19 protein-coding genes are annotated in these 21,416 nt (G+C 72.8%); 14 read left to right on the top strand and 5 right to left on the bottom strand.

Features of this window, described 5'->3' with window-relative positions; all coding sequences use genetic code 11:
• The first annotated feature begins 179 nt into the window (after positions 1 to 179).
• Complete coding sequence (locus U5640_RS32930; protein ID WP_340380647.1) at positions 180 to 1,202, top strand: NlpC/P60 family protein; 1,023 nt, start codon at positions 180 to 182, stop codon at positions 1,200 to 1,202.
• A 39-nt stretch (positions 1,203 to 1,241) separates the two neighbouring features.
• Positions 1,242 to 2,465 carry a hypothetical protein gene (locus tag U5640_RS32935; RefSeq protein WP_340380649.1) on the top strand — a complete coding sequence of 408 codons (1,224 nt, stop codon included), beginning with the start codon at positions 1,242 to 1,244 and terminating at the stop codon, positions 2,463 to 2,465.
• 19 nt (positions 2,466 to 2,484) lie between these two features.
• Here U5640_RS32935 and U5640_RS32940 read toward each other — a convergent pair whose 3' ends face one another.
• Positions 2,485 to 3,726: a glycosyltransferase family 87 protein gene (locus tag U5640_RS32940; RefSeq protein ID WP_340380650.1), complete on the bottom strand. Its 1,242-nt coding sequence runs from the start codon at positions 3,724 to 3,726 to the stop codon at positions 2,485 to 2,487.
• 140 nt (positions 3,727 to 3,866) lie between these two features.
• On the opposite strand from U5640_RS32940, the gene U5640_RS32945 reads away from it, so the two are divergent.
• Both U5640_RS32945 and U5640_RS32950 read left to right on the top strand, forming a co-directional pair.
• Positions 3,867 to 5,009 carry a glycosyltransferase family 4 protein gene (locus tag U5640_RS32945; RefSeq protein ID WP_340380652.1) on the top strand — a complete coding sequence of 381 codons (1,143 nt, stop codon included), beginning with the start codon at positions 3,867 to 3,869 and terminating at the stop codon, positions 5,007 to 5,009.
• 104 nt (positions 5,010 to 5,113) lie between these two features.
• Complete coding sequence (locus U5640_RS32950; RefSeq protein ID WP_340380654.1) at positions 5,114 to 6,694, top strand: GMC oxidoreductase; 1,581 nt, start codon at positions 5,114 to 5,116, stop codon at positions 6,692 to 6,694.
• 44 nt (positions 6,695 to 6,738) lie between these two features.
• On the opposite strand, the gene U5640_RS32955 is transcribed toward U5640_RS32950, so the two are convergent.
• The gene (locus U5640_RS32955) at positions 6,739 to 8,535 is read right to left on the bottom strand and encodes an AMP-dependent synthetase/ligase (protein WP_340380656.1); all 1,797 of its coding nucleotides are present in this window, start codon (positions 8,533 to 8,535) and stop codon (positions 6,739 to 6,741) included.
• Between the two features lie 336 nt (positions 8,536 to 8,871).
• On the opposite strand from U5640_RS32955, the gene U5640_RS32960 reads away from it, so the two are divergent.
• The 6 genes from U5640_RS32960 to U5640_RS32985 all read left to right on the top strand — a co-directional run bounded on the left by U5640_RS32960 (position 8,872) and on the right by U5640_RS32985 (position 13,950).
• Complete coding sequence (locus tag U5640_RS32960; protein WP_340385477.1) at positions 8,872 to 9,627, top strand: metallophosphoesterase; 756 nt, start codon at positions 8,872 to 8,874, stop codon at positions 9,625 to 9,627.
• A 113-nt stretch (positions 9,628 to 9,740) separates the two neighbouring features.
• On the top strand, positions 9,741 to 10,181 hold the full coding sequence (locus U5640_RS32965) for an SRPBCC family protein (RefSeq protein WP_340380658.1): 441 nt from the start codon (positions 9,741 to 9,743) through the stop codon (positions 10,179 to 10,181).
• 33 nt (positions 10,182 to 10,214) lie between these two features.
• Positions 10,215 to 11,381, top strand: coding sequence for an ArsA-related P-loop ATPase (locus U5640_RS32970; protein ID WP_340380660.1), 1,167 nt, complete (start codon positions 10,215 to 10,217; stop codon positions 11,379 to 11,381).
• 131 nt (positions 11,382 to 11,512) lie between these two features.
• Positions 11,513 to 12,013, top strand: coding sequence for a DUF5304 domain-containing protein (locus U5640_RS32975; RefSeq protein ID WP_340380661.1), 501 nt, complete (start codon positions 11,513 to 11,515; stop codon positions 12,011 to 12,013).
• 118 nt (positions 12,014 to 12,131) lie between these two features.
• The gene (locus U5640_RS32980) at positions 12,132 to 13,085 is read left to right on the top strand and encodes an ROK family glucokinase (RefSeq protein WP_340380662.1); all 954 of its coding nucleotides are present in this window, start codon (positions 12,132 to 12,134) and stop codon (positions 13,083 to 13,085) included.
• Between the two features lie 103 nt (positions 13,086 to 13,188).
• On the top strand, positions 13,189 to 13,950 hold the full coding sequence (locus tag U5640_RS32985) for an endonuclease/exonuclease/phosphatase family protein (RefSeq protein WP_340380663.1): 762 nt from the start codon (positions 13,189 to 13,191) through the stop codon (positions 13,948 to 13,950).
• Here the strand turns inward: U5640_RS32985 and U5640_RS32990 are convergent.
• On the bottom strand, positions 13,947 to 14,573 hold the full coding sequence (locus tag U5640_RS32990; RefSeq protein ID WP_340380665.1) for a hypothetical protein: 627 nt from the start codon (positions 14,571 to 14,573) through the stop codon (positions 13,947 to 13,949). The genes U5640_RS32985 and U5640_RS32990 overlap by 4 nt on opposite strands.
• A complete protein-coding gene (locus tag U5640_RS32995) occupies positions 14,566 to 15,345 on the bottom strand; it encodes an alpha/beta fold hydrolase (protein WP_340380667.1) in 780 nt (259 codons plus the stop codon). Before U5640_RS32995 ends, U5640_RS32990 begins: the two co-directional genes overlap by 8 nt.
• Positions 15,346 to 15,503: 158 nt before the next feature.
• Between U5640_RS32995 and U5640_RS33000 the strand changes: the two genes are divergently transcribed.
• The 4 genes from U5640_RS33000 (at position 15,504) to U5640_RS33015 (ending at position 19,303) form a co-directional block, all read left to right on the top strand.
• Positions 15,504 to 16,262, top strand: coding sequence for a lysophospholipid acyltransferase family protein (locus tag U5640_RS33000; RefSeq protein ID WP_340380669.1), 759 nt, complete (start codon positions 15,504 to 15,506; stop codon positions 16,260 to 16,262).
• A gap of 64 nt (positions 16,263 to 16,326) precedes the next feature.
• Complete coding sequence (locus U5640_RS33005; protein ID WP_340380671.1) at positions 16,327 to 17,553, top strand: DUF5931 domain-containing protein; 1,227 nt, start codon at positions 16,327 to 16,329, stop codon at positions 17,551 to 17,553.
• Positions 17,550 to 18,212 (top strand): response regulator transcription factor, encoded by a 663-nt coding sequence (locus tag U5640_RS33010; protein WP_340380673.1) that lies wholly within the window; start codon positions 17,550 to 17,552, stop codon positions 18,210 to 18,212. Before U5640_RS33005 ends, U5640_RS33010 begins: the two co-directional genes overlap by 4 nt.
• A gap of 62 nt (positions 18,213 to 18,274) precedes the next feature.
• Positions 18,275 to 19,303 carry a 6-phosphofructokinase gene (locus tag U5640_RS33015; RefSeq protein ID WP_067245151.1) on the top strand — a complete coding sequence of 343 codons (1,029 nt, stop codon included), beginning with the start codon at positions 18,275 to 18,277 and terminating at the stop codon, positions 19,301 to 19,303.
• Between the two features lie 173 nt (positions 19,304 to 19,476).
• Here the strand turns inward: U5640_RS33015 and U5640_RS33020 are convergent, their stop codons facing one another.
• Positions 19,477 to 21,330: an anthranilate synthase family protein gene (locus U5640_RS33020; protein ID WP_340380676.1), complete on the bottom strand. Its 1,854-nt coding sequence runs from the start codon at positions 21,328 to 21,330 to the stop codon at positions 19,477 to 19,479.
• Positions 21,331 to 21,416 lie beyond the last annotated feature (86 nt).

Here is a 21,416-nt window from a genome sequence, read left to right on the forward strand (position 1 = left end):
GACACGGACCGCCCGAACGGGCGAATTACGGCAACCCGAAGTGACCCCGCGCCCCGCCGGTGACCTGCGTCAGCGGCGGGGCGTCACGTTGTGTGCCCGCGAAGGTCTTTGGCCGCCCCCCTGACACGGGGCTACTGTCTGCCGCGTTTCGTCCGCCAGTGGAAGGAGCGCGGCTTCCCGTGGGGTCCCATCGCCGCCTTGCACCGTCCGGGTTCGACCGGGGCGCCACCAGCGCCCTCGGTGTGCTGTCCGCCGCGGCCGCCGCCCTCGGCGCCCTGACCGCCGTACCGGCCTCGGCCACGCCGCACGACGACACCCGATCCGAGGTGGACCGCCTCTACGAGGAGGCGGAGCAGGCCACCGAGGCCTTCAACAAGGCCGGTGAGCGCGCCGAGGCCCTGCGCCGGCAGCTGCGCCACGCCCAGGACCGGATCGCCCGCCAGCAGGGCCACATCAACGAGCTGCGCGAGCAGCTCGGCTTGCTGGCCGGCGCCCAGTACCGCTCCGGCGGGCTCGATCCGTCCCTCGCGCTGCTGTTCTCCGACGACCCGGCCGACTACCTGGACAAGGCGTCCGTCCTGAACCGGATCTCCGCCCACCAGGCGGGCGAACTCAAGGAGCTCCAGGCCGCGCTGCGCGACCTCGCCCAGGAGCGCACCGAGGCGGCCGGGCAGCTCGCCGAGCTGGAGAGGAGCCGCAAGGCCGTCGCCGGCCACAAGCGGACCGTCGAGCGCAAGCTCGCCCGCGCCCGGCAGCTCCTCGACGCCCTGCCGGCCGCCGAGCGTGCCGCCTACGACCGGGCCTCCCGTTCCGGCCGCACCGGACTGCCCGGCCTCACCGGCGCCGTCCCCGCCTCGGGCCGTGCGGCCGCCGCCCTCGCGGCCGCCCGCTCCGCCCTCGGCAGGCCGTACGTCTGGGGCGCCAACGGGCCCACCGGCTTCGACTGTTCGGGCCTGATGCAGTGGTCGTACGCGCAGGCCGGGGTGGCCCTGCCGCGCACCTCGCAGGCCCAGGCGCACACCGGGCACCGCGTCCCGCTCTCCGAGGCCCGGCCGGGCGACATCGTCACCTACCGCTCCGACGCCAGCCATGTCGGCATGTACGCCGGCAACGGCCAGGTCATCCACGCGCCCTACCCGGGTGCGCCGGTGCGCTACGACCCGGTCGGGATGATGCCGGTGTCCTCGGTGACACGGCCCTGACCGCGGTCCCCTCCCGGAGACGGCCGTACGATCGGGAGGATGGCTGGTCGTGGGCGGGTGCGCGGATCCGGGGTCCCGGGTCTCTGTCTGCTGCTCGTCGGCCTCTTCCTCGCCGGCCCCCTGCTGGTCGGCTGCGGCGGCGGGCCCGCCACCGGCACCTCCCGCGCCGAGGTGCAGCGCCTGCTGGACCGGCGGGCGGCGGCCGTCCTGCGCCACGACGCCGACGCCTACGCCGCCACCGGCGCCCGCGCGGACTACGCCCGGCTGCGGGCCGTACCGCTCGTGGCCTGGGCGTACCGGGTGACGTCCGTGCGCCGGGACGGCGACACGCTGACCGCCGGCGCCGAGCTGAGCTACCGCGTCCGCGACTACGACAGCGCCCCGGTCACCGTCGCCCGCACCCTGCGGCTGGCCCGGGACGCGGGCGGGCGCTGGCGCGTGACCTCCGAGCGGCCCGCGAAGAAGGCGGCGGAGCAGCTCTGGGACCAGGGCACGGTGACCGCGGTGCGCGGTGAGCACAGCCTGGTGCTGGGCACCGGACAGACCGCGGCGCGGCTGCGGGCCTTCGCCGGTCTCGCCGACGACGCCGTCCCGTCGGTGTCGGCGGCCTGGGGCACCGACTGGGCCGGGCACGTCGTGGTCCTCGTACCGAAGTCGCTGGACGGCATGGCGGCGCTGCTCGGCTCGCCCGCCTCCTCCTACCGGGGCATCGCCGCGGTGACGACCGGCGAGACCGGGGGCGGGGCCGACGGCAGGTCGCGGTTCCCGGCCGACCGGGTGGTGGTCAACCCCGACGCGTACGCCCTGCTCGGCGCGCTCGGCCGGCAGGTCGTCCTCACGCACGAGACCACCCATGTGGCCACCCGCGCCCACACCGACGCGGCCACCCCGCTGTGGCTGTCCGAGGGGTACGCCGACTGGGTCGGCTACCGCGACTCCGGGCGCACCCCGCGCCAGGTCGCGCCCGAGCTGCGCGGCGCGGTCACCGGGGGGCGTGTCCCGGCCGCGCTGCCCACCGACGCCGACTTCGGTTTCTCCGGCGACCCGGACCGGCTGGCCCGGGCCTATGAGGGCGGCTGGCTGGTCTGCCGCATGATCGCCGGGCGGTGGGGCGAGGTGAAGCTGGACGCGTTCTACCGGGCCGTCGGGGCGCACCGGGAGCGCGCCGGGGCGGTCGAGGGGGCGCTGCGGAGCGTGCTGGGGGTGTCCCTGCCGCAGCTGACCGCGGACTGGCAGGCGTATCTGCGGGCGCAGCTCGGCTGAGCGAGCGCGGGCGTGTGGGTCAGGGGGTGGCCCGGGCCGTCTCGCTCGTGCGGGTGTCCCGGTGCGGCACGTCCGCGTCCGGCGCGCGCCCCGGCACGGTCGCGCGCCACAGCCGTACGGCGGCCGTGAGCGCGGCGGCCAGCAGCAGGCCGTTGCGCACGACCAGCAGGGTCACCCCGAGGGGCGTACCGGCGACGACGTCCGCGAAGTACACCGGGAACTCCAGCACGGTCACCGCGGATGCCGCCAGGACCAGCACGGCGGGGCCGGTCATCGCGGTCGCGCGGGAGCACAGGCAGACCGCGGCCAGGCCCACCAGCCACACCAGGTACTGCGGGCTGATCACCCGGCTGGTCACCGTGAACAGCAGGACGGCCGTGAACGCCGCGTCCGCCAGGGTGTGCGGCGCGATCCGGCGGGCCGTCAGCCGCCACAACAGCAGCCAGCCGAACGCGACCGCCGTCAGGAACAGCGCCCCGTCGCTCACCACGGACACGTACGGGCCGAGGAACTCCACCGAGCCGTAGTTCAGCAGCACCCGCCCCCGCCAGCCGAACTGCCGGGCCACGTGCAGGACCAGGGCGCCGAGCGACTCCACCTCGGTGCCGCGGTCGCGCTGGAAGGCGAGGAAGGCGAAGGCGCCCGGCATCAGCACCGCGAACAGGACCGACAGCGCGGCGACCGTCAGTGCCGCAGCGCCCCACGCCCGGCGCCGCACCGCGCCCGCCAGCAGCAGCACCGGCCACACCTTCAGCAGCGCGGCGAAGCCGGTGAGCGCGCCCATCGCCCGGGGGTGCCGCACCCCCGCGAGGAGGGCCGCCACGGCGACCGCGGTGACCATCACGTCGTAGCGGGCGTAGACGGTCGGGCCGAGCAGCGGCAGGCCCGCCACCCAGAGCCGGGCGCCGCGCAGCGAGCGGCGGGGACGCAGGCCCGCGCGCAGCAGCAGCACCAGGACGGCCAGGTTGGCCAGGAACGCCAGGACGAAGAACGCCTCCGCGTAGCCGAGGAACGGCAGCAGGGCGGGGGAGAGGATCGCGAGGGCGGCGGCGGGCGGGTACTGCCAGGTGACGTCCGCCGAGGGGAAGCTCCCGGTGCGCAGCACCTCGTACCAGCCCTGGTAGATGGACGACACGTCGGTCGTCACGTCCGGGCCGGGGAACAGGAACACCCGGAAGACGAACAGGAGCAGCACGAGCCGGGTCACGCCCCAGGTCGCCAGCAGCCGGGTGCGCGGCCGTCCCGCCTCCGTGATCTCCACCGGTGTCCGTCCCGTCGCTCTCTGCTGGGTGTGTACGGGTCTGTACGGGACTGTCCGTCCCCAGCGCCCATGATCCCCCCATCGGCTGTGAGGCGCGGCCGGGCGCGGCTGTGAGGCGCGTTTGGATAGGGTCGGCCCCGATGCACAAGACCCTGATCGTGACGAACGACTTTCCGCCCCGTCCCGGCGGTATCCAGGCGTTCCTGCACAACATGGCCCTCCGGCTCGACCCCGGCAGGCTCGTCGTCTACGCCTCCACCTGGAAGCGGGGCCGGGAGGGCGCCGAGGCGACCGCCGCCTTCGACGCCGAGCAGCCCTTCACCGTCGTACGGGACTCCACGACGATGCTGCTGCCGACCCCGGGGGCGACCCGGCGGGCCGCCGCGCTGCTGCGGGAGCACGGGTGCACGTCGGTGTGGTTCGGGGCCGCCGCGCCGCTCGGACTGATGGCGCCCGCACTGCGCGGGGCCGGCGCCGAGCGGCTGATCGCCACCACCCACGGGCACGAGGCCGGCTGGGCGCAGCTGCCCGCGGCCCGGCAGCTGCTGGGCCGGATCGGGGACGCCACGGACACGCTCACCTATCTGGGCGAGTACACCCGCTCGCGGATAGCGACCGCGCTGAGCCCGGCGGCGGCCGGGCGGATGGTGCAGCTGCCGCCGGGCGTCGACGAGAAGACCTTCCACCCGGGCTCGGGCGGCGACGAGGTGCGGGCACGGCTCGGGCTGACCGACCGGCCGGTGGTGGTGTGCGTCTCGCGGCTGGTGCCGCGCAAGGGCCAGGACACGCTGATCCTCGCCCTGCCCCGGATCCTCGCGGCCGAGCCGGACGCCGTGCTGCTGATCGTCGGCGGCGGGCCGTACGAGAAGGACCTGCGCCGGCTGGCCCGGGAGACCGGGGTCGGCGCCTCCGTGCGGTTCACCGGGCCGGTGCCCTGGAGCGAGCTGCCCGCGCACTACGGCGCCGGGGACGTCTTCGCGATGCCCTGCCGGACCCGGCGGGGCGGGCTGGACGTCGAGGGCCTCGGGATCGTCTACCTGGAGGCGTCCGCCACCGGGCTGCCCGTCGTCGCCGGGGACTCCGGCGGGGCGCCCGACGCCGTGCTCGACGGGGAGACGGGCTGGGTCGTGCGGGGCGGTTCCCCGGCCGAGGCCGCCGAGCGGATCGTCGCCCTCCTCGGGGACGCCGAGCTGCGCCGCCGCATGGGGGAGCGGGGGCGGCGCTGGGTGGAGGAGAAGTGGCGCTGGGACCTGCTCGCGGAGCAGCTGAAAACATTGCTCTAGACTTTTCCCCTTTTGCTCTAGCCGGACGGCGGAAATCCGCTGATGCTGCGCACATGACAGCCAAACTGATGCAGCATCAGCTGACGAGACGTCAAATCCTTGGTATGGCCGCCCTGCAGACGGCGGCCACCCTCGGCTTCACCCGCATCGGCCTGCAGTCGGCCCGTGCGGACGAGCCCGCCGCGGTCGAGTCCGCGCCCGCGATCGTCGTCGGCTCCGGCTACGGAGCCGCCGTCGCCGCCCTGCGCCTCGGCCAGGCCGGCATCCGCACACTCGTCCTCGAGATGGGCCGGCTCTGGAACACCGCCGGTGCCGACGGCAAGATCTTCTGCAACACCGCCAGCCCCGACCAGCGCTCCATGTGGTTCAAGACCCGCACCGAGGCGCCGCTGGCCAGCTTCCTCTGGCTGGACGTCGTCAACAAGGACATCAGCCCCTACCCGGGCGTCCTGGACCGGGTGCACTTCGACAACATGTCCGTCTTCGTCGGCCGCGGGGTCGGCGGCGGCTCCCTGGTCAACGGTTCGATGGCGGTCACCCCGCTCCAGTCCTACTTCGCCGAGCAGTTCCCGACCGTCGACGTCACCGAGATGTACGGCACGTACTACCCGCGCGCCCGCGCCATGCTCGGCGTCAACAGCGTCGACCCCGCCTGGTTCGAGTCGACCGAGTGGTACCGGTTCAGCCGCACCTCCCGGAAGGCCGCCGCCAACACCGGTCTGAAGACCACCTTCGTGCCCAGCGTGTACGACTTCGGCTACATGCAGCGCGAGGCCGCCGGGACCGCCACCAGGTCGGCCCTCGGACAGGAGGTCATCTACGGCAACAACTACGGCAAGAAGAGCCTCGACAAGACCTATCTGGCGTCCGCGCTCGGCACCGGCAAGGTGACCATCCACACCCTGGAGAAGGTCACCGCGATCAGCCGGGCGAGCGACGGCACCTGGCTGCTGACCGCCCAGCGCATCGACGACACCGGGGCCGTCGTCGAGACCAAGCAGTACGGCTGCACCTATCTGTTCCTCGGCGCGGGCAGCCTCGGCACCAGCGAACTGCTGGTCCGGGCACGGCAGACCGGGGCGCTCCCGGCGCTGGACGCCAGCGTCGGCACCGGCTGGGGCACCAACGGCAACGTGATGCTCGGCCGGGCCAACCACCTGTGGGACACGGTCGGCGCCAACCAGTCGACCATGCCGGTCATGGGCATCGACGACTGGGCCAACGCCGACAACCCCGTCTTCGCCGAGATCGCCCCGCTGCCGACCGGCCTGGAGCACTGGGTCAGCCTCTATCTGGCGATCACCAAGAACCCCGAGCGGGCCGCCTTCTCCTGGACCAACGGCGCGCTCAGGCTGAACTGGAGCGCCGCCCAGAGCGCGGTCTCCGTGAGCATGGCGAAGAAGCTGTTCGACCGGATCAACTCCGCCAACGCGACGATCTACCGGTACGACCTCTTCGGCTCGCCCAGCAAGATCTTCGCCGACGACTTCACCTACCACCCGCTCGGCGGCTGTGTGCTGGGCAGGTCCACCGACGACTACGGGCGTGTGAAGGGGTATTCCAGGCTCTACGTCACCGACGGCTCGCTGGTGCCGGGCAACATCGGCGTCAACCCGTTCGTCACCATCACCGCGCTCGCCGAGCGCACGATGGCGCGGGTCCTCGCCGAGGACACCGCGCCATGACCGTGCTGCTCGTGTGACGTCCGTCCGGGTGACTGCCCGGGGGGCTACTTGGCGTAGATCGCCTCGATCTCCGCCGAGAAGTCCTTCGCCACGACGTTGCGCTTGAGCTTGAGCGACGGCGTCAGATGACCCGAGTCCTCCGTGAACTGGGAGGAGAGAATGCGGAACTTCCGCACCGATTCCGCCTTCGACACCGCGGCGTTGCCGTCGTCGACCGCCGACTGGATCGCGGCCAGCAGGTCCGCGTCCTTCAGCAGCGACGCCGCGGTGGACCCCGCCGGCTTGCCGTGCTCGGCGGCCCAGCGGCCCAGGAACTCCTCGTCGATGGTGACCAGCGCGCCCACGAACGGCCGCCCGTCGCCCACCACCATGCACTCCGCGACCAGCGCGTGCGCCCGGATCCGGTCCTCGATCACCGCCGGGGCGACGTTCTTGCCGCCCGCGGTGACGATGATCTCCTTCTTGCGGCCGGTGATCCTGAGGTAGCCGTCCTCGTCGAGGGTGCCGACGTCCCCGGTGTGGAACCAGCCGTCCGCCAGCGCCTCGGCGGTCGCCGCGGGGTTGTTCCAGTACTCCTTGAACAGGTGCTCGCCGTGCAGCAGCACCTCGCCGTCGTCCGCGATCCGCACCACGGAGCCCGGCAGCGGCTGCCCGACCGTACCGATCTTCTGCCGGTCCCAGGGGTTGAACGCGGTCGCCGCGCAGGACTCGGTCAGGCCGTAGCCCTCCAGGACCGTGAAGCCGATGCCGCGGAAGAAGTGACCGAGCCGCTCACCGAGCGGCGCACCGCCCGAGATCGCGTACTCGCCCCGGCCGCCCAGCACCGCCCGCAGCTTGCTGTAGACCAGCCGGTCGAACACCTTGTGCTTGATCTTCAGGCCGAGGGACGGCCCCGAGGGCAGGTCCAGCGCCCGGCTGTAGGCGATCGCGGTGTCCGCCGCCTTGTCGAAGATCGCGCCCTTGCCGTCCGCCTGCGCCTTGGCCCGCGCCGAGTTGTAGACCTTCTCGAAGACGCGCGGCACACCGAGGATCAGCGTCGGCCGGAACGAGGCCAGCTCGTCGGTGAGGTTCTTGATGTCCGGGACCGTGCCCAGCCTGATCGGCGCCATCATCGGGGCGATCTGCACCAGCCGGCCGAACACGTGCGCGAGCGGCAGGAAGAGCAGCACACTGCACTCGCCCGTGCGGAACAGCGGACGCAGCCGCTCCACCACGTTCCCGCACTCGGCGAAGAAGCTGCGGTGGGTGAGCACACAGCCCTTGGGCCGGCCGGTCGTGCCCGAGGTGTAGACGATGGTCGCCGGGTCGTCCGCCTTGGCGAGCGAGCCGCGCTCCTCCACGGTGGCGTCGGAGACGTCCCGGCCGAGCCGCCCGAGCTCCTCCACACCCCCGCCCTCGATCTGCCAGACGTGCTTGAGCGCCGGCAGCGTCCCGCGCACCGACTCGACGGCGGCCGTGTGCGCGTCCAGCTCGACGATCATCGCGGTGGCACCCGAGTCGGAGAGGATCCACTGCACCTGCTCGGCCGAGCTGGTCTCGTACACCGGCACGGTCACCGCGCCCGCGCACCAGATCGCGAAGTCCAGCAGCGTCCACTCGTAGCGGGTCCGCGACATCAGGGCGACCCGGTCGCCCGGCTGCACACCGGAGGCGATCAGGCCCTTGGCGGCGGCCTTCACCTCGGCCAGGAAGGCCGTCGCGGTCACGTCCTGCCAGGCACCGCCCACCTTGCGGGCGATGACGGCGACATCGGGGTGCTGCGCGGCGTTTCTGCGGACGATGTCGGTCAGATTGCCGTCCGCGGGGACCTCGTACAAAGCCGGAAGGCTGAACTCGCGCAAGACTGCTGCTCCTCATAGGGCGCCGGCGCCACGACGTTGTGTGATGCGACGGTGCGGTCCACGGCTCGGGCGGTGCTCGGACATCGATCGTTGAAATCCTGAGCACGACTGGACTGCCCGGACGTTACCCGCCGGTATGGCGTCTTCGACAGGGGGGGCCGACGAGATGTTCGCTGCGTCACACAGATTGGGGTTTCCTCGCGCACAGTAGTCCACCCCTTTACTGACTGGCCAGTAACCGCTATTTCCGTCGGCACTGTTCACTTATGCCGCACAGGCCTACTCTTGATCGTCATGGCCTCCACACCCGCCGGTAACCGCAGGACACGCATCCACGTGGTCAGTGACGTGCACGGCAACGCCCGTGACCTGGCCCGGGCCGGGGAGGGTGCGGACGCGCTGATCTGTCTGGGCGACCTGGTCCTCTTCCTCGACTACGCCGACCACTCCCGCGGGATCTTCCCCGACCTCTTCGGCGTCGAGAACGCCGACCGGCTCGTCGAGCTGCGCACCGCCCGCCGCTTCGAGGAGGCCCGCGAACTCGGCCGCCGGCTGTGGAGCGGCGTCGACGGCGACCGGGCCGCCGTCATCGAGAAGGCCGTGCGCAAGCAGTACGGCGAGATGTTCCCCGCCTTCCCCACCCCGACGTACGCCACCTACGGCAACGTCGACATGCCCCAGCTCTGGCGCGAGTTCGCCGGCCCCGGCACCACCGTCCTGGACGGCGAACGGGTGGAGATCGGCGGCCGGGTCTTCGGCTTCGTCGGCGGCGGGCTCCGCACGGCCATGCGCACGCCGTACGAGATCAGCGACGAGGAGTACGCCGCGAAGATCGAGGCCGTCGGCGAGGTCGACGTGCTCTGCACCCACATCCCGCCCGAGGTGCCCGAACTCGTCTACGACACCGTCGCGCGCCGCTTCGAACGCGGCAGCCGCGCCCTGCTGGACGCGATCCACCGCACCCGCCCCCGGTACTCCCTCTTCGGACACGTCCACCAGCCGCTGGCCCGCCGGATGCGGATCGGCGCCACCGAATGCGTCAACGTCGGACACTTCGCGGGGAGCGGGAAGCCGTGGGCGCTGGAGTGGTGACGGACGCGGTGACCTGATCGCGAGGCGGGGTGAAGGCGGCAGGTCGGGCGCGCGGTAGCCTTCACGCTGCACACACGTACCTTTACGGGCCCGTATCCGGAGGAGTCACGGCGATGGCGGAACACACCAGTTCGAGCATCACGATCGAGGCGGCACCGGCCGACGTCATGGCCGTGATCGCGGACTTCGCCCGCTACCCCGACTGGACCGGCGAGGTGAAGCAGGCGGAGGTCCTCAAGGAGGACAGCCGGGGCCGCGCCGAGCAGGTGCGGCTCGTCATGGACGCCGGCGCGATCAAGGACGACCAGGTGCTGGGGTACACCTGGACCGGGGAGCACGAGGTGTCCTGGACGCTGGTGAAGTCCCAGATGCTCCGCCAGCTCGACGGGTCCTACCTCCTCAAGCCGGCCGGGGCGGGCGCCACCGAGGTCACCTACCAGCTGACCGTCGACGTCAAGATCCCCATGCTCGGGATGATCAAGCGCAAGGCCGAGAAGGTCATCATCGACCGGGCGCTGGCCGGCCTGAAGAAGCGGGTCGAGTCCGGCACGTAGGCTGAGGGTGCGACTCGGTTAGCGTTCCTCCTCATGCGCACCATCTTGATCATCGGGCCCGGTGGCAGCGGGCGTACGACCGTCGCGGCCGCCACCGCGCTGGACGCCGCCCGCGCGGGCGTACGCACCCTCGTCCTCAGCGCCGACCGGGGCGACAGCCTCGGCGCCGCCCTCGGTGTCCCGACCGGGGGCGCGCCGGTGCGGGTCCTGTCTCACCTCACCGCCTGGCGGCCCGACGCCACCACCGCGTTCCGCGACGACCTCGCCGCGTTCCAGGACCGGGCCTCCACCGTGCTCGATCTGCTCGGGGCCGCCCGACTCGACACCGAGGAGGTCACCCCGCTCCCCGGCGCCGAGGAGCTGACCCTGCTGCGGGCCCTGCGCGACGCCGCCCTCGCCGAGACGCACGACCTGCTCGTCGTCGACCTGCCGCCCACCGCCCAGGCCCTCGCGCTGCTCGCGCTCCCCGAGGAGCTGCGCCGCTATCTGCGCCGGCTGCTGCCACCGGAGCGCCAGGCCGCCCGTGCGCTGCGGCCCGTCCTCGGACGGCTCGCCGGGGTGCCGATGCCCGCCGAGTGGCTGTACGAGACCACCGGCCGCTGGGACCTGGAGCTGGCCGCCGTACAGGCCGTCCTCGCCGACCCCCGTACCGCGGTACGGCTCGTCGCCGAACCCGGCCCGGCCGGGGCCGACGCCGTCCGGGACGCCCGGCTCGGGCTCGCCCTGCGCGCCCTGCCCGTCGAGTCGCTCGTCGCCAACCGGGTCCTGCCGGAGAGCGCGGCCGACGACGGCTGGCTCGGCCGGCTGGTCGGCCAGCAGCGCAAGGCGCTCGCGGAGTGGGAGGGCGTGGCGCGGACCGTCGCCCACCTGGGCCACGACCCGCGCGGCGCCGACGACCTCACGGCGCTCGCGGTGCCCCCCGTCAACACGGCCGGCTCCCCGGTCGAGTGGGCCGTCGCCGACCGCCTCGCCGAGGACGGCGTCCTCGTCTGGCACATCCCGCTGCCCGGCGCCCTGCGCGACGAGCTGGACCTCGTCCGGCGCGGCGACGAACTCGTCCTCGCCGCGGGCCCCTTCCGCCGGATCGTGCCGCTGCCCTCGGCCCTGCGCCGCTGCACGGTGGAGGGCGCCGCCCTGCGCGACGGCGAGCTGCGCATCCGGTTCGCGCCGGATCCCGGCCTGTGGCCGCAGGGGCGGTGAACCGCATACCCCCGTTCGGGTAACGTCGAGAGGGGCGATCCGTCATCGGCGTCGCCCCGTCAGGACAGCACCAGCAGGACAGACCAGCCGGACAGCACCAGCAGGACTGCAGAAGCCACCAGGAGTCCGTCATGAGCGAAGAGCGCCCCACGCCCGACGCCGCCCGGGACGAGGCCGCCGAGGAATTCCGCGCGACCGACGCGGACGCCTGGGCCACCGCATGTGCCGAGGACCTGGCCCGCGAGAAGGCCCGCCGCCGGGCCGAGCAGGGCCGGCCGGAGGGCTCGGCAGCCGAGGAACTGCGCAAGCTCGTCGAGACCGTCGCCGACAAGCTCTCCGGCATCCAGTCCCCGCTGTTCGGTGCCGTCGCGGGCGGTGCCGCCCAGCAGGTGGTCCGCCAGGTCGTGCAGCAGGCCAAGGCCGCCGTCGAACCCGTCATCGAGCGCAACCCCGACGTCTTCGACCACCTCGCCGCGGCCGGCGGCGAACTCCTCGCCGCCTACCGCTCCGCCGTCCAGCACCAGGAACAGCGCTGGACGAGCCCCGACCGCGACCTGAAGGACGACCCGCGCGACGACCCCCGTGACGATGGCGAGGGCACCGGCCCGGGACAGCGCATCGACCTCGACTGACCGCGCGGACCCTCAGGGACGCCCGGGGCGCCCGTCCGCCCGGCGGACGACGGGAATCCGGCAACAGCGGCTCGGGTACCGTTGGCCGTAGCGGGGCTCGACCGAAACTGAGGGATTCATGGGACTCACCATCGGCGTCGACATCGGCGGCACGAAGATCGCGGCCGGCGTGGTCGACGAGGAAGGCAACATCCTCTCGACCTTCAAGGTGCCGACCCCCACCACGCCCGAGGCCATCGTGGACGCCATCGCCTCGGCCGTGGAGGGCGCCCGCGCGGGCCACGAGATCGTCGGTGTGGGCATCGGCGCCGCCGGTTACGTCAACCGGCAGCGTTCCACCGTCTACTTCGCGCCCAACATCGACTGGCGCCAGGAACCGCTCAAGGACGACGTCGAGGCCCGCGTGGGTCTCCCGGTCGTCGTCGAGAACGACGCCAACGCGGCCGCGTGGGGCGAGTACAAGTTCGGCGCGGGCAAGGGCCACCGCAACGTCATCTGCATCACGCTCGGCACCGGCCTCGGCGGCGGCATCATCATCGGCAACAAGCTGCGCCGCGGCCACTTCGGCGTCGCCGCCGAGTTCGGCCACATCCGGATGGTCCCGGACGGCCTGCTGTGCGGCTGCGGTTCGCAGGGCTGCTGGGAGCAGTACGCCTCCGGCCGCGCCCTCGTGCGGTACGCCAAGCAGCGCGCCAACGCCACCCCGGAGAACGCCGAGATCCTGCTCGCCCTCGGCGACGGCTCCCCCGAGGGCATCGAGGGCAAGCACATCTCCATGGCCGCCCGCCAGGGCGACCCGGTCGCCGTCGACTCCTACCGCGAACTGGCCCGCTGGGCCGGCGCCGGCCTCGCCGACCTCGCCTCCCTCTTCGACCCCTCCGCCTTCATCGTCGGCGGGGGCCTCTCCGACGAGGGCGAACTGGTCCTCGACCCGATCCGCAAGTCGTACAAGCGCTGGCTGGTGGGCGGCAACTGGCGTCCTGTCGCCGATGTGATCGCCGCCCAGCTGGGCAACGAGGCGGGTCTGGTCGGCGCGGCGGACCTGGCGAGAGAGCCCGACCCCATCATGTGACGCTCATGTGCCCCGGGGGCGCGGGGACGACGCGACAGGCCACGCGAAACGGCAGTCGCGCGCAACCCTCGCGCCCCACCTCGTCGGGCGTAGATTGATCCACATGCCGCCGCTCCCGAATCCCGGTACCGAGCCCGACGGTTCGGCCGTCATCAGGGTCCTGAGCTACAACGTCCGCTCCCTGCGCGACGACACCGACGCCCTCGCCCGGGTCATCACGGCCTGCACACCCGACCTGGTCCTCCTCCAGGAATCGCCGCTCTTCTTCCGCTGGCGCAAGAAGCTCGCCCGCCTCGCCGCGGCCACCGACCTGGTGATCCTCACGGGCGGCGGCACCGCGGCCGGCCCGGCGATCCTCTGCTCCCTGCGCGTCATGCCGGAGCGCACCGAGGACGTCCTGCTCCCCCTCACCCCCGGCCGGCACCGCCGGGGCCTCGCCACCGCCGTGGTCCGCATCGGCGGCGCCCGCCTCGGCGTGATCAGCTGCCATCTGAGCCTGCACCAGGACGAACGCCACGACCAGGCCGGCCTGCTCCTCGACCGTCTCGCCGGGATGGGCGTGGACCACGCGATCGCCGGCGGCGACCTCAACGAGCGCCCCGGCGGCCCCGCGTTCACCCGCCTCGCCGACACCCTCAGCGACTGCCGCGCCACCGTGCCCTGGGGCTCCGAGCACACCTTCCCCGCCGCCGCGCCCGACCGCCGTATCGACGGCGTCTTCGTGACGAAGGCCGTGGAGATCCTCGGCTGCGGCGTCCCCCACGGCCTCCCCGGCGTCACCGAGAACGACCTGAGGGCGGCCACGGACCACCTCCCGGTCCTGGCCGCCCTCAGAATCCCGGCACTAGAGCCGGGCCGGCACTAGACCACGGCCCCCCGGCCGGGATCCTGGTCGTCCTCGTCGTCCGAGCGCATCCGGACCACCAGCGTGGCGAAGCCGCCGAGGAAGCCGCCGACGCAGACCGTGGTCAGCCACCACGTCATCTCCCAGCCCAGCAGGACCGCCAGCAACAGCAGCAGCGGCCCGCCGACCACCCCGAGCCAGGCGAACTTGGCCGTGGTGTCGGCGGCCGGCAGCGGCGGCGGCTCCGGCGGCACGAAGTGCCCCTCGTCCTCCTCGTCGAAGTCCTCCTCGGCCGGCTCCGCCGCGCTGTAGTCACGCGGGCCGACACCGGGCGCGAACGAGACGGAGCTACCGAGCGGCTTGGCCGGTTTCGGCTCCTGGTCCTCCCCGGAGTCCCGGGGTTCGTCCTCGTTCGTCCGGGTCTCCAGCAGGGCCAGGTCCTCGATCGACTTGAACGGCTTGGCCCCCGGCGGGTCCGGCGGCTCGTCCCCGTACCCCGCGACGATCGCCGCCCACGCGGCGTCCTCGTCGAAGGGCACGTTCTGCTCCTTGGGCTCCCGGCCCCGACGGGCATCCTGGCCGTCCAGGCCCTCCCGCCCGTCCCGGTCCTCCCGGTCCTCGCGGTCGGAGTCGTGCTCAGCCACCTACGGCCGTCCCTTCCTTGCCGACACTGGGCGCGATCCGGGCGATGAACGCGTAGCTCTCCTCGAAGATCCGGTCCGCATCGTGGTCCAACGTTGCCACGTGGTAGCTCTGTTCCAGGAGGATCTCGGTCACGTCCGTGGACGAGACCCGGCTCAGGACCCGGGCCGAGTCGGCCGGCGGGACGACATGGTCCTGGACGCTGTGCAGGAGCAGCAGCGGCTGCGTGACCTGCGGAAGCTCCCCGTCGATCTGCCGCAGCAGGATCCGCAGCGCGTGCGCCGCGCGCAGCGGCACCCGGTCGTACCCGATCTCGACGCTCCCCTCCCGCGCGATGTCGCTCGCGATCCCCTTCGCCGACCGCACGAAGTGGTGCGCCACGGGGAGGGCGTACGCCGACAGCCCGTGCACCCTGTTCGCCGGGTTGACCACGACCACGCCCTCGACGTCCGCGCCGTGCTTGGCGGCCAGCCGCAGCGCCAGCGCGCCGCCCATGGACAGTCCGGCCACGAACACCCGGGAGCACCGCTCGCGCAGGGCCCGCAGCTCGCGGTCCACCTCCGCGTACCAGTCGGGGCCGCCGGTGAGGGCCATGTCCTCCCAGCGGGTGCCGTGCCCCGGCAGCAGGGGGACCGCGACGGTGAGACCCCGACCGGCCAGGTACCGGGCCCAGGGACGCAAGGACTGAGGGGAACCGGTGAAGCCGTGGCAGAGGAGGACCCCGACCTCCCCGCCCTCGTGGCGGTACGGCTCGGCTCCAGGAAGGACCGGCACCTTCGGTCTCCTGTCTTCGTCTGTTCTTCATGAGAGGGACGTGAGGTTCACGGTACGCGACCCCACTGACACCGACCAGGGCCGTCGGGGCCTTTGCCGCCGCGCCGGGTTAAGGTCTGAGAACACATACAGGAGGCACTGGGTTGTTGTACGGCGCGATGAAGGTCGCTATCGGGGGACCGCTGAAGGTCACCTTCAGGCCCTGGGTGGAAGGCCTCGAGAACATTCCCGCCGAGGGCCCCGCGATCCTGGCGAGCAACCACCTGTCCTTCTCGGACTCGTTCTTCCTGCCTGCGGTCCTGGACCGCAAGGTCACCTTCATCGCGAAGGCCGAGTACTTCACCACGCCCGGCCTCAAGGGCAGGCTCACGGCCGCCTTCTTCAAGGGCGTCGGGCAGCTCCCGGTGGACCGCTCCGGCGCGCGCGGCGCGGGGGAAGCCGCGATCAAGAGCGGCATAGACGTGCTGGAGCGCGGTGAGCTGTTCGGGATCTACCCCGAGGGCACCCGCTCGCCCGACGGCCGCCTCTACCGCGGCAAGCCGGGCGGCCTCGCGCGCGTGGCGCTCGCCACCGGCGCGCCCGTCATCCCCGTCGCCATGATCGACACGGAGAAGATCCAGCCGCCGGGCAAGGTGATGCCCAAGGTGATGCGGCCCGGCATCCGGATCGGCGCGCCCCTGGACTTCAGCCGCTACGAGGGCATGGACCACGACCGTTTCGTGCTGCGGGCACTGACGGACGAGGTGATGTACGAGATCATGAAGCTCTCCGGCCAGGAGTACGTCGACATCTACGCGACCGCCGCCAAACGGCAGATCGCGGAGGCGGCCAAGGCCGACAGGGAGGCGGAGAAGGCCGCGCGGGCGGCGCTCGCGCAGGCCGAGAAGGACCAGGCCAAGAAGGAACAAGAGCGGTAGAGGCAGCACAGCGGTAGAGGGACGAGAGCGGCAGGGGCGCTCCGGGGGCGGGGGGACTGGACGGATGGCCAGGCGCGAGAGAGTCATGAGGATGTCGGTGGAGCTGCCGCTGTGGCGCGCTCTCTCCGGCTACCGGGTCCTGACGATGCTGTACGCGGTCGGCCTGTTCGCCACCGCCTACGACGACTACGACCGCCCCGGCGTCGCCATCGCCTACTTCGCCGTCCTGTTCGTGTGGACGCTCGCCACCCTGCCCCGGGTGCAGAACGCGGCGGCCTGCACCAAGCGCTTCCTCACCGTCGACCTCGCGGTCGCGCTGACCGGCATCGTGCTGACCCCCTTCGTCGTCAGCGACCAGCACATCCAGGACGGCGGGCCGACCCTGCCCTCGATATGGACGGCCGGTTCGGTCCTCGCCTTCGCCATCAAGGGCGGCTGGCGCTGGGCCGCGTTCGCCTCCACGCCGGTGGCCGTCGCCAACCTGATCGAGCGCGGCCACCCGGCCCGCGACACCGTCCACAACGTGATCCTGGTCTGGGTCGCCTCCATCGCCATCGGGTACGTCGTCGAGATCGCCCGCGCCTCCGAGCGCACCCTCGCCCGCGCCCTGGAGATCGAGGCGGCCACGCGGGAGCGGGAGCGGCTCGCCCGGGACATCCACGACGGTGTGCTCCAGGTGCTGGCCATGGTGCAGCGGCGCGGCGCGGTCCTCGGCGGTGAGGCGGCCGAGCTGGGCCGGCTGGCCGGCGAACAGGAGGTCGCGCTGCGCACGCTGGTCTCGGGCGGGCTCGTCCCGGTCTCCCGGGTGTCGGAGGACCTCGCCGAGGGGGCCGTCGTACGCCTGGTGGAGGTGCCCGATCAGCCGGCGGGGAGCGACGGTCCCCTCGATCTGCGCACGCTGCTCACGCCGTACGCCGCGGCGAGGGTCGCGCTCGCGGAGCCCGGCGCGCCGGTGCTGCTGGAGCCGGCCGCCGCCCGGGAGCTGGCCGCCGCGGTGGGCGCCGCCCTGGACAACGTACGCCGGCACGCGGGCGAGGACGCCCGAGCCTGGATCCTGGTGGAGGACGAACCCGGCGAGGTGATCGTCACCGTGCGGGACGACGGGCCGGGCATCCCGGAGGGGCGGCTGGCCCAGGCCGAGGGCGAGGGGCGGCTCGGGGTCGCCCAGTCGATCCGGGGCCGGCTGCGTGACCTCGGCGGCCGCGCCGAGCTGATCTCGACGCCCGGACAGGGCACCGAAGTGGAGTTGACCGTGCCGAAGGCCGTGGTGGGGAAGGACAGCAGGCGATGAGCATCAAGGTCATGGTGGTCGACGACCATCCGATGTGGCGGGACGCGGTCGCCCGGGACCTCGCCGAGTCCGGCTTCGAGGTGGTCGCCACCGCGGGCGACGGCGAGCAGGCGGTGCGCCGCGCCCGGGCGGCCGTGCCGGACGTGCTCGTCCTGGACCTCAACCTGCCGGCCAAGCCCGGGGTGCAGGTGTGCAAGGAGGTCGTCGCGGCGAACCCCGCGCTGCGCGTCCTGGTGCTCTCCGCGAGCGGTGAGCACGCCGACGTCCTGGAGGCGGTCAAGTCCGGGGCGACCGGCTACCTGCTGAAGTCGGCGTCCACCGAGGAACTCCTGGACGCGGTGCGCCGTACCGCCGTCGGCGACCCGGTGTTCACGCCCGGCCTCGCCGGACTGGTCCTCGGTGAGTACCGCCGGCTGGCCTCCGACCCCGGCCCCGCCGCCGGCCCCGACGAGCCCGACGCGCCGCGGCTGACGGACCGGGAGACCGAGGTGCTGCGGCTGGTCGCCAAGGGGCTCAGCTACAAGCAGATCGCCGAACGCCTCGTCATCTCCCACCGCACGGTCCAGAACCACGTCCAGAACACCCTCGGCAAGCTCCAGCTGCACAACCGGGTGGAACTGGTCCGGTACGCGATCGAGCGGGGTCTCGACGACGAGTGAGCCCCGCAGGACACTGACTCTTCGTCAGGCAGCCATCGGCTCTCGGCGAAGGGATCTCTTCCATGCGCGTCGGAGTACTGACCGGAGGCGGTGACTGCCCCGGGCTCAACGCCGTCATCCGGGCGGTCGTCCGCAAGGGCGTCCAGGAGTACGGGCACGAGTTCATCGGCTTCCGGGACGGCTGGCGCGGGCCCCTGGAGGGGCGGTCGGTCCGCCTCGACATCCGGGCCGTGCGCGGGATCCTCCCCCGGGGCGGCACCGTCCTCGGCTCCTCCCGCACGAACCCGCTGAAGGAGGAGGACGGCATCCGCCGGATCAAGGACACCCTGGCCCGGCAGCGGATCGGAGCCCTGATCACCATCGGTGGCGAGGACACCCTCGGTGTCGCCGCGAAACTCTCCGGCGAGTACGGCGTCCCGTGCGTCGGCGTCCCCAAGACCATCGACAACGACCTCTCCGCCACGGACTACACCTTCGGCTTCGACACCGCCGTCGGGATCGCCACCGAGGCCATCGACCGGCTGCACACCACCGCCGAGTCCCACATGCGGGTGCTGGTCGTCGAGGTGATGGGCCGGCACGCGGGCTGGATCGCCCTCCACTCGGGCCTGGCCGGCGGCGCGAACGTCATCCTCGTCCCCGAGCAGCCCTTCGACGTCGAGCAGGTGTGCGCCTGGGTGACCTCCCGGTTCCGGGCCTCCTACGCGCCGATCGTGGTCGTCGCCGAGGGCGCCCTGCCCAGGGACGGCGACCTGGTCCTCAAGGACGGCTCGCTGGACTCCTTCGGGCACGTCCGGCTCTCCGGTGTCGGCGAGTGGCTCGCCAAGGAGATCGAACGGCGCACCGGCAAGGAGGCCCGCACCACCGTCCTCGGGCACGTCCAGCGCGGCGGCACCCCCAGCGCGTTCGACCGCTGGCTCGCCACCCGCTTCGGGCTGCACGCCGTCGACGCCGTCCACGAGGGCGACTTCGGCACGATGGTCGCCCTGCGCGGCACGGACATCGTCCGCGTCCCCCTCGCGGAGGCGACGGCCCGGCTGAAGACCGTCGATCCGGCGCTGTACGCGGAGGCCGGCGTGTTCTTCGGCTAGGAGTCTGATGAAGATCTTGCTCCGGCCGCCTGACTCGCCCCGGATTGCCAGTAAATGTCAAACACTATGAACCGGTGCAAGTCGGGCGCGATTTCAAGATCTTCAGGACGCTTCTAGTGCCGTGACCGGGAAGGCTTGCCGGCCACGGCACTGGGCCGTGCGGCGGGCACGCCCTAACCGACCGGCCGCAGCGACCCCACCAACTCCCGCACGATCACCGCCCCGTTCACCGTCAGCACCGACTCCGGGTGGAACTGCACCCCCGCGAACCCGGGCCCCCGTACGGCGTGCACCTCCGCGTTCGGGGCCCGGCTCACCTCGACGCCGTGCCCGGCCAGTTCCTGTGCGGTCCCGTCGTCGCACCGCGCCACGAAGCTGTTGTAGAAGCCGACCGTCTCCGCCCGCCCGAACAGGTCGATCTCCGTCTGCGCCCCCTGGTACGGCACCTCCTTGCGGACGATGTCCAGCCCCAGCTCCGCCGCGATCAGCTCGTGCCCGAGGCAGACGCCCAGCACCCCGTGCCGGTGTTCCCGCAGCACCCGCGCGGTCAGCTCCCGCAGGAAGCGCATCTTCGGGTCGCCGAGGTCGGCCGGGTCACCGGGACCGGGGCCCAGCACCACCGGGCCCCCGTGCGCCGACACCACCGCGGGCAGCCCGGGCTCGTCGTAGCGCCGGACGGACACCTCCAGACCGCAGGAGCGCAGCACGTGCGCCAGCATCGCCGTGAACGTGTCCTCCCCGTCCACGACCAGCGCATGACCGGTGAGGTCCCGCGTCCGCTCCTGCATCCGCAGCCAGAACGGCGCCAGCGACGAGCGCCGCCCGTCGAGCGCGGCCCGCACCCGGGGGTCGTCCGCGAGCCGGGGTCGCGTCCGCTCCCGCGCGGGCCGGCCCGGCCGTACGCCGAGCGCCGCCAGCACCCCCGCCGCCTTCGCGTGCGTCTCGGCGACCTCGCCGGCCGGGTCAGACCCCCGCACGAGGGTGGCGCCGACCGGCACCCGCAGCCGTCCGGCCGCGTCGATGTCGGCGGTCCGGATGAGGATGGGGGAGTCGAGGGTCTGCGCCCCGCCGGAGTCCCGGCCCAGCAGCGCCAGCGCCCCCGCGTAGTAGCCCCGGCCGCCGGCCTCGTGCCGCTCGATCACCCGGCAGGCGTTCTGCACCGGCGACCCGGTGACCGTCGCCGCGAACATGGTCTCCCGCAGCACCTCCCGCGCGTCCAGCGAGGACTTCCCGCGCAGTTCGTACTCGGTGTGCGCGAGATGCGCCATCTCCTTCAGCCGGGGCCCCACCACCACCCCGCCCATGTCGCCGACGGTGCACATCATCTTGAGCTCCTCGTCGACCACCATCGACAGCTCCTCGATCTCCTTGCCGTCGGCGAGGAAGCCGAGCAGGTGCTCGGGGGTGGGCCCCTCGGCCGGATAGCGGTACGTCCCGCTGATCGGGTTCATCACGACCGTCCCGCCGGACATCCGCACATGCACCTCCGGGCTCGCGCCGACCAGCGTGCGCTCCCCGGTGTGCACGACGAACGTCCAGTAGGCGCCCCGCTCGCCCTCCAGCAGCCGCCGGAACAGCGCGAGGGCGTCCGCCCTGCCGAACCCGTCGATCTCACCCTCGTACGTCCGCCGGATCACGAAGTTCGCGCCCTCGCCGCGCCCGATCTCCTCGCGCAGCACCCGCCCCACGATCCCCGCGTACTCCTCGTCCGTGACGTCGAAGCCCCCGCCCCCGACCTCCACCTCGTGCGCGGGGAGCTGGGCGAGCGCCTTCTCGAGCGGCAGGGTGTGGCGCTCCTCGGGGGTGAGGACGGCGAGCGGGGTGCCGTCGTCGCGGACGTCGAAGCCGCGCTCGCGGATCTGGCGGAAGGGGACGAGCGCGAGGCACTCGTCCGGGAGGTCGGCCAGCCGTTCGCAGGTGGTGACCGGGCCGAGCAGCAGCTCCACGGTGTTCTCGTCGTGGCCGGGCGTGCGGCGGCGCAGCAGGGCGAAGGGGCGGTCGTCGTGGGACAGCCGGGTCAGGTCCATGGTTCCTCTGCAGGGTAGGGCGAGGAACGGACCCCGGAAACGCCGAAGGCCGCCCCTCGGGCGGCCTTCGCGACGTCGTGCGTACG

The sequence above is a fragment of the Streptomyces sp. SS7 genome, from assembly GCF_037993025.1.
Lineage (GTDB): Bacteria > Actinomycetota > Actinomycetes > Streptomycetales > Streptomycetaceae > Streptomyces.

What these genes read in the sequence shown, in the direction of transcription:
- U5640_RS33010 (WP_340380673.1), top strand. Translation starts at nt 17,550, where the DNA reads ATGAGCATCAAGGTCATGGTGGTCGACGACCATCCGATGTGGCGGGAC.
- U5640_RS33020 (WP_340380676.1), bottom strand. Translation starts at nt 21,330, where the DNA reads ATGGACCTGACCCGGCTGTCCCACGACGACCGCCCCTTCGCCCTGCTG.
- U5640_RS32950 (WP_340380654.1), top strand. Translation starts at nt 5,114, where the DNA reads ATGGCCGCCCTGCAGACGGCGGCCACCCTCGGCTTCACCCGCATCGGC.
- U5640_RS32935 (WP_340380649.1), top strand. Translation starts at nt 1,242, where the DNA reads ATGGCTGGTCGTGGGCGGGTGCGCGGATCCGGGGTCCCGGGTCTCTGT.
- U5640_RS33015 (WP_067245151.1), top strand. Translation starts at nt 18,275, where the DNA reads ATGCGCGTCGGAGTACTGACCGGAGGCGGTGACTGCCCCGGGCTCAAC.
- U5640_RS32985 (WP_340380663.1), top strand. Translation starts at nt 13,189, where the DNA reads ATGCCGCCGCTCCCGAATCCCGGTACCGAGCCCGACGGTTCGGCCGTC.
- U5640_RS32965 (WP_340380658.1), top strand. Translation starts at nt 9,741, where the DNA reads ATGGCGGAACACACCAGTTCGAGCATCACGATCGAGGCGGCACCGGCC.
- U5640_RS32945 (WP_340380652.1), top strand. Translation starts at nt 3,867, where the DNA reads ATGCACAAGACCCTGATCGTGACGAACGACTTTCCGCCCCGTCCCGGC.
- U5640_RS33005 (WP_340380671.1), top strand. Translation starts at nt 16,327, where the DNA reads ATGGCCAGGCGCGAGAGAGTCATGAGGATGTCGGTGGAGCTGCCGCTG.
- U5640_RS32975 (WP_340380661.1), top strand. Translation starts at nt 11,513, where the DNA reads ATGAGCGAAGAGCGCCCCACGCCCGACGCCGCCCGGGACGAGGCCGCC.
- U5640_RS33000 (WP_340380669.1), top strand. Translation starts at nt 15,504, where the DNA reads ATGAAGGTCGCTATCGGGGGACCGCTGAAGGTCACCTTCAGGCCCTGG.
- U5640_RS32980 (WP_340380662.1), top strand. Translation starts at nt 12,132, where the DNA reads ATGGGACTCACCATCGGCGTCGACATCGGCGGCACGAAGATCGCGGCC.
- U5640_RS32970 (WP_340380660.1), top strand. Translation starts at nt 10,215, where the DNA reads ATGCGCACCATCTTGATCATCGGGCCCGGTGGCAGCGGGCGTACGACC.